This is a genomic window from Rufibacter glacialis (genome assembly GCF_008271745.1).
GTDB classification, from domain to species: domain Bacteria; phylum Bacteroidota; class Bacteroidia; order Cytophagales; family Hymenobacteraceae; genus Nibribacter; species Nibribacter glacialis.
Genome location: NZ_VKKZ01000019.1, coordinates 133,581 through 147,275, shown reverse-complemented (window position 1 = coordinate 147,275; position 13,695 = coordinate 133,581). Strand labels below are relative to the sequence as shown.

General features: G+C 56.5%; 10 protein-coding genes and 1 riboswitch. Of the genes, 1 reads left to right on the top strand and 9 read right to left on the bottom strand.

The features are described from left to right. Positions 1–13: 13 nt before the first annotated feature. From FOE74_RS05440 to pckA, 9 genes are all read right to left on the bottom strand, one after another. A complete protein-coding gene (locus FOE74_RS05440; RefSeq protein ID WP_149097591.1) occupies positions 14–799 on the bottom strand; it encodes a 1,6-dihydroxycyclohexa-2,4-diene-1-carboxylate dehydrogenase in 786 nt (261 codons plus the stop codon). Between the two features lie 174 nt (positions 800–973). Next, positions 974–1,975, bottom strand: coding sequence for a benzoate 1,2-dioxygenase electron transfer component BenC (benC, locus tag FOE74_RS05435; RefSeq protein WP_149097590.1), 1,002 nt, complete (start codon positions 1,973–1,975; stop codon positions 974–976). Positions 1,976–1,987: 12 nt separating this feature from the next. Then, entirely contained in the window at positions 1,988–2,473 is a 486-nt protein-coding gene (gene benB / locus FOE74_RS05430; protein ID WP_149097589.1) for a benzoate 1,2-dioxygenase small subunit, read from the bottom strand. A gap of 12 nt (positions 2,474–2,485) precedes the next feature. Then, positions 2,486–3,835 carry a benzoate 1,2-dioxygenase large subunit gene (gene benA, locus FOE74_RS05425; protein WP_149097588.1) on the bottom strand — a complete coding sequence of 450 codons (1,350 nt, stop codon included), beginning with the start codon at positions 3,833–3,835 and terminating at the stop codon, positions 2,486–2,488. A gap of 136 nt (positions 3,836–3,971) precedes the next feature. Further along, positions 3,972–4,898, bottom strand: coding sequence for a catechol 1,2-dioxygenase (gene catA, locus FOE74_RS05420; protein WP_149097587.1), 927 nt, complete (start codon positions 4,896–4,898; stop codon positions 3,972–3,974). Positions 4,899–4,950: 52 nt separating this feature from the next. Then, positions 4,951–5,247 (bottom strand): muconolactone Delta-isomerase, encoded by a 297-nt coding sequence (gene catC / locus FOE74_RS05415; RefSeq protein ID WP_149097586.1) that lies wholly within the window; start codon positions 5,245–5,247, stop codon positions 4,951–4,953. Between the two features lie 3 nt (positions 5,248–5,250). Continuing rightward, the gene (locus tag FOE74_RS05410) at positions 5,251–6,372 is read right to left on the bottom strand and encodes a muconate/chloromuconate family cycloisomerase (RefSeq protein ID WP_149097585.1); all 1,122 of its coding nucleotides are present in this window, start codon (positions 6,370–6,372) and stop codon (positions 5,251–5,253) included. Positions 6,373–6,522: 150 nt separating this feature from the next. After that, positions 6,523–7,416 carry an AraC family transcriptional regulator gene (locus tag FOE74_RS05405; protein ID WP_149097584.1) on the bottom strand — a complete coding sequence of 298 codons (894 nt, stop codon included), beginning with the start codon at positions 7,414–7,416 and terminating at the stop codon, positions 6,523–6,525. 225 nt (positions 7,417–7,641) lie between these two features. Next, the gene (gene pckA, locus FOE74_RS05400) at positions 7,642–9,249 is read right to left on the bottom strand and encodes a phosphoenolpyruvate carboxykinase (ATP) (RefSeq protein WP_149097583.1); all 1,608 of its coding nucleotides are present in this window, start codon (positions 9,247–9,249) and stop codon (positions 7,642–7,644) included. A gap of 325 nt (positions 9,250–9,574) precedes the next feature. Further along, positions 9,575–9,683: riboswitch (SAM riboswitch) on the top strand. Between the two features lie 80 nt (positions 9,684–9,763). On the opposite strand from pckA, the gene metH reads away from it, so the two are divergent. Continuing rightward, the gene (gene metH / locus FOE74_RS05395) at positions 9,764–13,453 is read left to right on the top strand and encodes a methionine synthase (RefSeq protein WP_149097582.1); all 3,690 of its coding nucleotides are present in this window, start codon (positions 9,764–9,766) and stop codon (positions 13,451–13,453) included. Positions 13,454–13,695: the final 242 nt, after the last annotated feature.

Here is a 13,695-nt window from a genome sequence, read left to right as displayed (position 1 = left end):
ACGGGGCAGAAACCTACCCTAAGTCGCCGCCCGCCACCGGAATGGTCACGCCGGTGATGTACTGGGCTTCGTCTGAGGCGGCGAACAGAATGGCTGCCACCTGGTCTTCAATGGTGCCGTATTTTTTCTGGAGGCTGGATGAAACGGTCTGATCCACAATCTGCTGGTACCACCCGGTTTCCTCTTCGCTCAGCGGGTTCTCATTGCGGGGAATCTGGCGCTGGGGGGCCTGGGTTCCGCCCGGGGCGATGCCCACCACCCGGATGTTGTTGGCCGCCTGCTCCAGGGCCAGCGAGGCCGTGATGGCGTTCACGCCACCCTTGGCCGCGGCATACGGCAAGCGGTTCACGCTGCGGGTGGCCACCGAGGATACGTTCACAATCACGCCCCCACCCTGCTGGATCATTCCCGGCAACACTGCCCGGCAACCCCACAGCGTAGGAAACAACGACCTCCTGACTTCTTTCTCAATCTCGCTTTCCTGGTAGTGTTCAAAGGGTTTGGCCCAGATGGTGCCGCCCACGTTGTTCACCAGAATGTCAATTCTGCCAAACCGTTCCAGCGCCGCCTGGGTCACGGCCTCAAACCCGGAAAAGTGCTCCAGGTCGGCCTCTACCGCCAGGCCCATGCCGCCCAGGGCCTCCAGCTCTTTCAGGGTGTCCTGCACCAAAGGCGAACGGTCGGCAAGGACTACTCTGGCGCCTTCCTGGGCCATACGCAAGGCCACGCCTTTGCCAATGCCCTGGGCCGCCCCGGTCACCACGGCTACTTTCTGGTCAAATCTATTATTGAAAATCATGGCTTCTGCGGTAAGGTGAAAAGTTGGGCTCAGGTTCCGGTATCCATTCCTCTACTCCTGGGCCTGAGGCCAACGTAGGTGATCAGATTTCTTCCGGCCCGTTACCGGCCCTGGAAAACACTGGCGTTTGAGGCCTGTTTTCTGACAAAGAGGCTCTAAACGCCATGCCGCCGGCTATACTGTTCCGGTAGGCAGGAATTTCTCCGTATAGAAATGCTCTACCTGGATTTCTTCCTGGGTTAGCGCGTGCTGCACGGCCTCTACCATGGCCGTAGGGCCGCAGATGTAGATGTCGTAGCGGTCTTCGGTTAAGTGTTCTTTGTTCACCCATTGCGTCACAAAGCCTTCAGGATAATTAACCGAGGCCGCCCCCGACACGCAGCAGTAGATTTCCAGCGGAAGCACGGCTTTGAAGGCGTTTAGGCGCTCCAGTTCTACCAGGTTCTCCTCTGTGGTGGCCCCGTAGTACAACCGGATGGGGTGCGAGGCTTCCTCGGTGGCCAGTTTCTCCAGCATGGCTAGGAAAGGGGCAATACCGGTGCCGCCCGCAAAGAACAGGGTAGGCCGAGTGATGTCTCGGGTGTAAAAGCTGCCCATGGGGCCAGCCAACGTCAGGGCATCGCCTACTTGGGCCTGGTTTTTCAAAAAAGTGCTCATTAACCCGTTGGGCACCAGGCGCACCAGAAACTCCAGCTCGGCGGTGTTGCTCAGGTTACTGAAGGAGTAAGACCGGGAGGTTTCCAAGCCGGGAATTTCCAGGTTGGCGTATTGGCCGGGCAGGAAAGGCAGGTTCTGGTCGGTTTTCAGGCGCAGTTTCACAATCTCAGAAGAAACCAGTTCCAGCGCGGAGATGGTAGCGGCCAGGGCCCGTACCTCCACTTTGCAGGCCGCCGAGCTGGCCAGGATATCCACCACTACATCCGTTTCAGGGCGCATCTGGCAGGCCAGTCCATAGCCTTGGGCGGCTTCCTCGTCAGAGAGGGCGTCTTCAATGTAGTCACCGGGATCATACTGCCCGGATTTCCAGCGGCACTTGCAGGTTCCGCAGGCTCCGTCGGCACAGTCCAGGGGAATGTTCACACCCTGCCGGTACGCCGCCTCGGCAATGGTTTCGCCAGATAAGCTACCAATGATCTTGGTAACGCCATCCTCAAAGTTTAATGCTATAGTAGGCATGGGGGCTTGGTTCTAAAGGTGATAAATGTCGATGACCTGCCGGATGTAGTCGTTCTTCAAGACCACCTTCTTCTTGGTGATCAGAAAAGAACCTTCCGTTTTCTTGAGGGTGTAGAAAGAGCACCCGAAGAACGAGTCCGTGACCTTGTAGCGGAAAGAGAGCGTGTTCCAGTTAAACCGGAGCCTGACCTGCGTCTCGTCTTCTTCCAATATCTCCAGGTTAGAGAGCAGGTGGGCCGTACGAGGCTCCGGCATAGAGGCGCTGGAACGGTCTGTCTTGATGCGGAACACCCTGTCCTCCAGCCCGCCTTTGTTGGGGTAGTAGATGAGGGAGATTTCCCGCTGCGGATCAGTGGTGAGTTCGTCCTCATCATCCCAGGAGGGCATCCAGTACTCGCACTGGTCATCATAGTGTTTCAACCACTCGTCCCATTGCTTGTCATCCAGGCAACGGGCCTCTTGGTAGAGAAACTGCTGTATTTTCTGATAGTCTGTCATGGCGGCGCAGAATTACTGGTTAGCGTTAGCTTGTTCCTGGTCTAGAGCGGCTTGCATGGTCTGCAGCCAGTACTGGTGCTGTAGCACGAAAAGGCCTTCGTCTTCGGTCTTGGCCCCGCTCATCTTAGGCTGGAGGTTGATTTTCTGGGCGTTCTCATCCGGGCCGTCGATCCAGTGGGTAGCACCCCGGCTGATGTCATTCCACTCCATGGCTTTGCCCTGGTACCCCACCTGGCAGGCCCGGAACTCTTCCAGGTCATCGGGCGTGGCCATGCCGCTCACGTTGAAGAAATCCTCGTACTGCCTGATGCGGTGGGCCCGGGAAACGGCATCTTCGCCTACCGGCGCAATGCAGTAAATCGTCACCTCGGTGCGGTCTACGCTCAAGGGTCTGAACACCCTGATCTGAGACCCGAACTGGTCCATGAGATAGACATTGGGGTACAGGCAGAGATTGCGCAGGTTGTTGATCATCCACTCGGCGCGCTCTTTCCCGAACTGCTGGGTCCATTGGGCCAGGTTCTGGTAAGCGGGGCGGTTGGTAGGATCTGCCCAGGCCGTCCAGAGCAGCAAATGGCCGTGGTCAAAGGAATAGAAGCCACCGGCCTGTTTAGACCAGCTGCTGGCATCCATGGCCTTGGTTTCGTTCTTGGACTCCCCGGACTTGCGGCGGTTGGTGGTAGCCACGTAGTTCCAGTGCACCGAGCTCACGTGGTACCCGTCGGCCCCGTTCTCGGCCTGGAGTTTCCAGTTGCCCTCATACACGTAGGTAGACGCGCCTTTGAGCACCTCCAGCCCGTGGGGAGCCTGATCCGTGATCATGTCTATGATTTTGGCGGCCTCCCCCAGATGCTCGGCCAGCGGCTTCACATCTTCGCGGAGGCTGCCAAACAGGAACCCGTTGTATGATTCAAAGCGAGCCACTTTCTTGAGGTCATGGGAACCGTCACAGTTGAACTGCTCGGGGTACCCGGCGTCTCTGGGGTCTTTCACCTTGAGCAGCTTACCCGAGTTGTTGAAAGTCCAGCCGTGGAAAGGGCAGGTAAAGGTAGACTTGTTGCCTTTCTTGTGCCGGCAGAGCATGGCTCCGCGGTGGCTGCAGGCATTGATGAACGCGTTGAGTTCACCCTCCTTGTTGCGGGAGATAAAGATGGGCTGCCGCCCGATGTAGGTACTGTAGAAGTCGTTCTTCTCGGGGATCTGGCTTTCATGGGCCAGATACACCCAATTGCCCTCAAAGATGTGTTTCATCTCCAGCTCAAACAGTTCTTCATTGGTGAAGACTTCCCGTTTGTACTTGTATTGACCCGCCGCTCTGTCGTCTACCAACAGGTCATCCAGGTGTGTTTTGGTTATTTCCATAAGGCGGTTGCGCTTAGTTAGGAACTTGTTCTTGGAATTAGGCAGGCACACAAGGCCCCGGGGCAGGCTTTCAGGGCTTACCCAACAGGCGGAAGGCAGGAAAGGGAATGGATTTCAGCAGGGAGAAACCCCGGCCTTAGAGGGTTGCTGCCACGGCGCGCGTGCGACCGATCTCGGTGCTGAACAGGCCTTCGGTTTCCTGGTGCAGGATGAAGTTGAAGTCAATGGAGGCAAAGGCTTCGTTCAACCCGAATTTCTCCTGGGCTTCCTGGGCGGTGTACCGGGTGATAGGTGGTACCAGTTCCTCACGGGTGGCAAAAGCGAAGTCATCCCAGATAAGGGGGTCACCTTCAATGTTGATCTGGGTGGTGAGCTTGCGGAAAGTTGGGGCAGTCACAAAGAAGTGGATGTGCGCGGGGCGGCTTCCGTGGCGGCCTACGGCTTTCAGGAAGGTATCTGTGGCGCCGCCGGGAGGACAGCTATAGCCCACGGGCACGAAGCTCTTGAACTGGTAGCGGCCATTCTCATCTGTGATGATGGCGCGGCGCAGGTTGAACGCCGGTTGCGAGGAGTCAAAGATGGAGTACATACCGCGCAGGTTGCAGTGCCATACCTCTACCTTGGCGTGGGGAACGGGGTTGCCTTGGCTGTCCAGCACCTGGCCTTTCATGTAAAGCCTTTCCGCGCCTTCTTCTGGCACGGTTTCCAGCTCCGCGTACCCAACAGACTCCGGGGAACCGGCCACGTATAGCGGGCCTTCAATGGTTCTGGGCGTACCGCCTTCAATACCGGCCTTGGCTTCTTCCTCGTCCATGCGCAGATCCAGGAAATGCTCCAGGCCCACGCCGGCGGCTACCAGCCCCCACTCGTTGTTTTTACCCGTGATGGTGAGCCAATCAATGGCTTTCCAGATTTCCTCGGGCTGAATGTCCAGGTCTTCAATGGCGTAAAACAGGTCAGTGGTGAGGCGGTGCACAATTTCCTTTACTCTCTCTGAACCTTGGTCAGGATTCTCGGTGGCTTTGATCTTTGCCACCAAAGCGTCTATCTGGCTTCTTTCCATACGGGTAATTCGGTTAAGTTTTGAATGTAGTTTTGGGTGTTTTGGGTGCTCCTTAGTGGGCTTCTTCTTCGTTTTTCACCGAGGAGTAATGCTGGCAGAGGGCGGTCACTTCTACGGCCATGAACGGGTACAGCGGCAGTGACATCAGGATATCATGCAGCTCGCCGGCGCTGGCCACGTTGAAGATGCTCACGTTGGCGTACTTGCCGGCCACGCGCCAGATGTGAGTCCATTTGCCTTGGCGCTGCAACTCCTGTGACAGCTCTTTTTCTTTCGCCTTCAGGTCATCCACGTAGGTTTTATCCAGATCCAGGGGAATGTTGACGGTCATGTGCACGTGAAACAGCATAGTCTATTTTCTTTTGTATTTCTCTACTTGGTTTAAGTCCAGTTCCAGGCCCAGGCCGGGGCCCTGCGGGATTTCCAGTCCGCCGTTGGCGTAGGTGACCCGTTTCTTCACAATGTCATCGGTGAGCAGCAGCGGTCCGAAGAGTTCGGTGCCCCAGTCCAGATTGGGAAGGGTGCTGAAGACTTGCGCCGAGGCCACCGTACCGATGGTGCCTTCCAGCATGGTGCCGCCGTAGAGGCTGATACCCGCGCCCAAGGCGATGGCGGCTTGTTTTTGAATGTTGATAAGCCCACCGGACTTGGCGATTTTCAGGGCGAAAACGCTGCCTCCGCCTAACTTGGCCAGCTTGAAGGCGTCAGCCACGGTACCGGCGGCCTCGTCGGCCATGATGGGTACCCTGAAATAGTGGGTCAATCGGGCCAGGCCCTCAAAATTGGATTTGATGATGGGTTGCTCAATCAGGTCAATGCCCGCTTCCTGCAACTGCGCGATGCCCTGTTTGGCTACTCCCTCTGACCAGGCCTGGTTCACGTCAACGGTCACCTTGATGTCTGAACCCAGGGTGGCTTTGATAGCCGACACGTGGGCGATGTCTGTTTTAGGGGCGTTTCTACCGATCTTGAGCTTAAACGTGTGGTGCCTTCCGCTGGAGATCAGGTTTTGGGCCTCCTGAATGTCTTTGGTGGTGTCACCGCTGGCCAGGGTCCATAGCACGGGTAAGGTCTGGGTGATGGCGCCGCCTAAAAGGGCAGCCACCGGTACGCCCAGCCGTTTCCCCTGCGCATCCAGCACCGCCGTTTCAAGGGCAGATTTCACGAAGTAGTTGCCTTGGATATGGTAGTTCAGCAGCGCCATGAGGGCGTTGGCACTCCCCGCCGGCTTGCCTTGCAGGAGCGGCGCCACGTAGGTATCAATGGTGAGTTTCATGCCTTCCGGCGATTCATCGCCATAGCTCAGGCCTCCTATGGTGGTGGCTTCGCCCAGGCCTTCAATGCCGTCTGAACAGAACAACCGCACAATCACCATGGTCTGCTTGCGCATGACGGCCATAGACAAAAGATGTGGCCTAATGGTGGGCAGGTCTACGATCACCGCCTCAATTCTCTCTATAAACGCTTCTCCCATGGGATTCCAAAAACAGGCTGTAAACATCAGTAAGCGAACACTCACTTGGGCGAGTGATCACTTACTGATGTTTACAAATGTAGCCGGCTCTGGTACCTGATGGGTAGGACAATCGGTCTATTACTAAGACAAATCAAACATTGTGCGGCGCTAAGGGGACAGAGGTTTCTTCACCCCTATCTGCTTGCGGAAGGCCATTGGCGTGAGGCCGGTACGTTTCCGGAACAACCTGGTGAAATAGGCCGGGTCATCAAACCCTAACCCGAACGAGATGTCTGACACACTTTTTTCAATATCTGAAAGAGCCAGTTGCGCCTCAGTGATCACGTAGTCAATGATGATGTCTTTGGGCGATTTCCCGGAGACGCTGCGGCAAACCCGGGTGAGGTGCCCGGTAGAGATGTTAAGGTCCTTGGCGTACTGCTCCACACTTTTCTTATAGGAACTTCCGGCCTTCAGCAACTGCTGGAACCTACGGTAATAGACCTTGCTCACGTTGTCAGCGGAGGCCACCGCCTGGTGGTCGCGCAGGGAGATGCGGTAGAGTTGCACCAGCATCTGGCCCACCAAATATTGTAGCATCAAGAGGCGCCCGGGGTTTTGGGCCCGGTACTCCGCCACGCATTTCTGCATGAGCGCATAGGCCTCCGTGGCGGCAGCATCTTCTTCCTTCACCGGAATCAGGTAAATCTCATCCATGGCGTAGACCACCTCGGCCTCGCGCTGCAACATGTGCTCCAGCACGGTATCGGCCAACGTGATGATCCAGCCAGACACGTGCGAGCGGTGGCTGAACCCGTGCTCCACGTTCTTGGGCACAGCCAAAAAAGCGGGGCCTTCCACCGGGATTCTTTGCTGCCCGAATTGCAGTTCCGTGGCCCCAGCCTCCACCAGAAAAATCTGGAACAGGTTGTTGTGGGCGTGCGGTTTCACCTGCCCGTCGTTCCTGCGCCCAATCTCCCCAAACGGATGGATGTTGATCAGGCCTTTGGCGAATTCAATGGAGTCTGTGCCGTAAAGCCCCTTGTAAAACTTCTTCTGCATATTCTTTCCGCGAAAGGCAAAACGGTGCCTTCCCTCTAACGCACCAGCTGCTCTCCCTCCTATAACGGCTGGTAGTGCTTTTGGGGTGTTTTCTGAAAAATAGCCCCAAAGCACTACCAGCCGTTACCCCTGAAAGAAGGATTTCCAGACACCAACCTCCATTGTCAAACTACGCATTCTGCCTGAGAGAAACAGGTAAAGATTTCTTCCGGCCAGCTAACATCTTTACACCGTCTCGGCCACCAGCGGCGCGCCGGCTTTGATGGCGTCACTGGCGTTTGCGGCGTATTTTTGGAAATTCCGCACAAAAAGGGCGGCCAGTTCCTGCGCTTTGAGGTCATACTGCCGCTTGTCAGTCCAGGTGTCTCTGGGGTTTAAGACGATGGCCGGTACCCTAGGGCAGGTCTGGGGCACTTTTACCCCAAACACCGGGTGCTCTATATAAGTCACTTCCTCCAAGTCCCCGTTCAAGGCAGCCGAAACCATGGCCCGGGTGTGGCTCAGCTTCATGCGGGTACCTTCGCCGAAGGGGCCGCCCGTCCAGCCGGTGTTCACGAGCCAAACATTCACGTCATGAGCCTCCAGCTTCTCTCCCAGCAGCTGGGCGTACTGGGCTGGGTGCAGAGGCAGGAAGGCTTCGCCAAAACAGGCCGAAAACGTGGCTTTTGGTTCGGTTACGCCTACCTCGGTACCCGCCACTTTGGCCGTATACCCAGAGATGAAGTAGTACATGGCCTGGCTGGGGTTCAAGCGGGAGATGGGCGGCAGAATACCGAAGGCATCAGCGGTCAGGAAAAAGATGTTCTTCGGGGTACCCGCCCGCGAAGGCACCATCACCTGCGGAATGTGGTGGATAGGATAGGCGGTACGGGTATTCTCGGTGAGGGAACTGTCTGTGTAGTCTACGGTGCGGGTACCGGGCAGGAAGTTGGTGTTCTCCACGATGGCCCCAAACCGGATGGCGTCCCAGATCTCAGGTTCCTGGGCGCGGGTAAGGTCGATCACTTTGGCGTAGCAGCCGCCTTCAAAATTGAAGACACTGTCCTGAGTCCAGCCGTGTTCGTCGTCCCCGATCAGGCGGCGGTGCGGGTCTGTGGAAAGGGTGGTTTTGCCGGTACCGGAAAGCCCGAAGAAGATGGCGGTGTCATCCGCCTCCCCCACGTTGGCCGAACAGTGCATAGACAACACCCCGTGTTCCTGGGGCAGCAGATAATTGAGCACCGAGAAGATCCCTTTCTTCATTTCACCGGTGTAGGCGGTACCACCGATCAGGATGAGCTTCTGGCTGAGGTTGATCACAGCGAAGTTTTCCTGCCGGGTGCCGTCTTCCTGGGGATTAGCTTTGAAGTCAGGCGCGCAGAGAATGGTGAACTCCGGTACCTGGTTTGATAACTCTTCCAGCGTGGGCCGGAGAAAGAGGTTGGCGCAGAAAAGATTGTGGTAGGCGTGGGTGTTGATCACCCGCAGGTTCAGGCGGTAGTCTGGGTGGGCCCCGGCGTAGGCATCCCGCACATACAGGGTTTGCCCTTGCAGGAAAGCGGTCATTTTGTTTAGAAGCCGGTCAAACGCTTCGGGGGCAAACGGCTGGTTGATCTCACTCCACCACACGGTATCTCCTGTTTTCTCATCCCGCACAATGAACCGGTCTTTAGGGGAACGGCCCGTAAACGCGCCCGTGCTGCACACCAGAGCGCCCGTATCAGCGAGGGTGCCTTCTCCATTCTTCAGGGCTTCCTCCACCAATTCTGCCGGACTCAAATTCCAGAACACGCGCGGGTTCTCCTGGCGCAGCAGGGCCTCAACGGCAGTCGTTCTTCTCTCATGATTTCTCATAGGCAGGTAATTAGGGTTGGGTGGAACATGGGTAGGCCAGAGGAGCAAAACGCAATTGCATAAGTGATCACTCACTCTACCTGCTGGCATTAAACAAATTTACCCCGTTACCTCCCTGCCTGGTAGGACAATCAAGGTATTACCCAGACAAATCAAACATCAGGGCCTCGGCCCGGGGCCGGATGTAAAAACAAAGGCCCGGCCTGCTGAAGGGCTTCTTTTCAGAAAACAGGGCCAAAACTCAGGCTGAATCCCCTATCTCCCCAATTCCTTCTTCTTATATTACCCTATTGCAGATTCAGTTGTTAGCCCGTACCTTTGCCAGTGCTTATCAAGAAAGACGGAGGGATTAGGCCCTGTGATGTCTTAGCAACCCAATTCAGTTGGGTGCTACTTCCTACCCGCCACGCCTGCCGTGCCGGGGGAGATGAGTGACGGAGATTCCTACACCCTACCCGCCACCTTCCTCTGCCCTTTCTTGAGCCGCAACCTACCCTTTTGGCGTGCAGAGAAAATGACAAGAATAGAGGAAGAAGTACAGAAACGCATTTTAGTCTTAGACGGGGCCATGGGCACCATGATCCAACGGTACAACCTCCAAGAGGCAGACTACCGCGGCGACCGCTTCCAAGACTACCATTTAGACGTGAAGGGCAACAATGACCTGCTCTCGCTTACCCAACCCCACATCATCAAGGAAATCCACAGCCTCTACTTTGAGGCGGGTGCCGATATAGCCGAGACCAACACCTTCAGCGGCACCTCCATTGCCATGGCCGACTACGACATGCAGGATCTGGTGTACGAGCTGAACTACGAGTCGGCGCGCATTGCCCGCGAAGCTGCTGACGAGTGGACGGCCAGAACGCCAGAGAAACCCCGCTTTGTGGCTGGTGCCATCGGCCCTACCAACCGTACCGCTTCTTTGTCGCCGGACGTGAACAACCCCGGCTACCGCGCCATTACGTATGATGAGCTGGTAGAAGCCTACACGGAGCAGGTGCGCGGGCTGGTAGACGGCGGTGTGGACTTACTCTTGGTGGAAACCATTTTTGACACCCTCAATGCCAAGGCGGCTCTGTTCGCTATTGACCAATACAGCCAGCAAACTGGTAAGCGCCTGCCCCTCATGGTTTCCGGCACTATCACCGACGCCAGCGGCAGAACCCTGTCTGGCCAGACCGTGGAGGCGTTCCTATACTCCGTTTCGCACATGCCGCTGTTGAGCGTGGGCTTTAACTGCGCCTTGGGGGCGAAGCAGTTGCGGCCGCACTTGCAGAGCTTGAGCAAAGCGTCTAAGTTCTACGTGAGTGCCTACCCCAATGCCGGTCTGCCTAACGCGTTTGGCGCGTATGATGAGACGCCCGAGCAGATGGGCCAGCACATCAAAGACTTCCTGGACAACAACTTCGTGAACATTGTAGGTGGTTGCTGCGGCACCACGCCGCCGCACATCAAGGCCATTGCCGAGATTGCCGCCCAGTACCCACCGCGTCCGTTGCCGCAATTGCCGGCCGTTCCTACCTACTCTGGTCTGGAGCCGCTTACCGTGTATGAAGGCTCTAACTTCATCAACATTGGCGAGCGCACCAACATCACCGGCTCCAAGCAATTCAAGCGTTTGATTCTGAACGAACAGTACGAGGAAGCCCTGGCCATTGCCCGCCAACAGGTGGAGAACGGCGCCCAGATCATTGACGTGAACATGGACGAAGGCATGCTGGACTCCGAAGCCGCCATGACGTTGTTCCTGAACCTAATTGCCTCTGAACCGGACATCGCCCGCGTGCCCATCATGATTGACTCCTCTAAGTGGAGCGTGATTGAGGCTGGTCTGAAGTGCGTGCAAGGGAAAGCCATCGTGAACTCCATCTCGCTCAAAGAAGGCGAAGAGGCGTTCAAAGAGCGGGCCCGCAAAGTGCGCAGCTACGGCGCTGCCGTGGTAGTAATGGCCTTTGACGAAGAAGGCCAAGCCGACAACTACGAGCGCCGCATCCAGATCTGCGAGCGCGCCTATAACATCTTGACCAAAGAAGTGGGCTTCCCCGCCGAGGACATCATCTTTGACCCGAACATCCTGACCGTGGCCACGGGTATGGAGGAGCACAACAACTACGCCGTTGACTTTATCAACGCTACCCGCTGGATCAAGCAGAACCTGCCGGGCGCCAAAGTGAGCGGTGGGGTAAGTAATATCTCTTTCTCGTTCCGGGGCAATGATCCCGTGCGCGAAGCCATGCACTCTGTGTTCCTGTACTACGCCATCAAAGCCGGTCTGGACATGGGCATCGTGAATGCCGGAATGCTGGAGGTTTACGAGGAAATCCCGAAGGATCTGCTGGAGCGCGTGGAAGACGTGCTGCTGAACCGCCGACCAGATGCTACCGAGCGCCTGGTGGAGTTCGCCGAGACAGTAAAGAACAAAGGCAAGGAAGTGGTACGCGACGAGGCCTGGCGCAACGATCCGGTGCAGAAGCGTTTGACCCATGCTTTGGTGAAAGGCCTGGTAGAATACATTGACCAGGACGTAGAAGAAGCCCGTCACCTGTACCAGAAACCGTTGGAAGTGATTGAAGGCCCGTTGATGGACGGCATGAACGTAGTGGGTGACCTGTTCCAGGAAGGCAAGATGTTTTTGCCGCAGGTAGTGAAAAGCGCCCGCGTCATGAAGAAAGCCGTGGCCTACCTGTTGCCTTACATTGAGGAAGAGAAAGTACGCGCCGCCGCCTCCGGAGACACCTCCACCCGCCAGACCAACGGCAAAATCCTGATGGCCACCGTGAAAGGCGACGTGCATGACATAGGCAAGAACATTGTGGGCGTGGTGTTGGCCTGCAACAACTATGAAGTGATTGACCTGGGCGTGATGACACCCGCCGATAAGATATTAGACGCCGCCCGCGAGCACAACGTGGACGTGATTGGCCTGAGTGGCTTGATTACCCCTTCTTTGGACGAGATGGTGCACGTGGCCCGCGAGATGGAACGGCAGAACTTCAACATTCCGCTGCTCATTGGTGGCGCCACCACGTCCCGCGCACATACGGCCGTGAAAGTGGCCCCGGCCTACAACGGCACGGTGGTGCACGTACTGGATGCCTCGCGCAGTGTCCCGGTAGTTGGAAATCTATTGAGCCCTGATAACAAAGAGAAGTTCGCCCAGGATACCCGCCTGGAGTACGACCAAATGCGCGAAGGCTACCTGAGCCGCCAGAAGGACAAGAAATACCTGCCTTTGCCGCAGGCGCGCGCCAACAAACTGCCCATTGAATGGAAGGCCGAAGACGTATACACGCCCGCCAAAACCGGCGTGCAGGTGTTCCAGAACTTCCCCCTGGAGGAATTGGTGCCGTACATTGACTGGACTCCGTTCTTCCAGGCCTGGGAGCTGCACGGCAAATTCCCGAAACTGCTGGAAGATGCGGTGGTAGGCGTGGAAGCAACCAAACTGTACGCCGATGCCCAAGCTTTGCTCCAGCGCATTGTAGAAGAGAAGCTGTTAACCGCCAATGGCGTGGCGGGCCTGTTCCCGGCCAACTCTGTGGGCGACGATGACGTGGAAATCTACACCGATGAGCAGCGCACCCAAATTCTCACCCACTTCCGCACCCTGCGCCAACAAGGCCAAAAAGGGCCTGGTGTTCCCAACATCGCGTTGGCTGATTTCGTGGCGCCCAAAGAGACGGGTCTAGCTGACTATACGGGAGGTTTTGCTGTTACCGCAGGACATGGCCTGGACGAGCTGGTGCAGCAGTTTGAAGCAGACCACGACGACTACCACAGCATCATGGCCAAAGCCCTGGCCGACCGCCTGGCCGAGGCCTTCGCCGAGAAGCTGCACGAGATTGTGCGCAAGGAGCTTTGGGCCTATGAACCAGAGGAAAGCCTGACCAACGAAGACCTGATCAAGGAGAAATACCAGGGCATCCGGCCGGCCCCCGGCTATCCGGCCTGCCCAGACCACACTGAGAAAACCACGCTGTTCCAGTTACTAGAAGTGGAGAAACATACCGGCATCACCCTCACGGAGAGCCTGGCCATGTACCCCACCGCTGCCGTGTCTGGCATGTACTTCGCGCATAGGCAATCCAAGTACTTCGGGTTGGGCAAGATTGAGAAAGACCAGGTGACAGACTACGCCCAGCGCAAAGGCATGAGCGTAGAGGAAACCGAGCGCTGGTTGTCTCCTAACCTGAATTACTAAGCCATCTGTTTTGGGGTTGTTTTTGGAAAACGACCTCCAAACAGAAAATACTGAAAACTGATTGCATCAGTAGAGAATTGCATCAGTAGAGAAATACAGGCTTTTGATTCCTGTATTTTACCTTCCAGGATTCCCTCTTATCCTGTCATCCTGGAAGGATCTTGTGAGCAAACTAGAGAAGCGTGAAAGAAGCGCTACTACCGTTCGCCACCAAGATCCTTCCAGGATGACAAAGGGGGTGG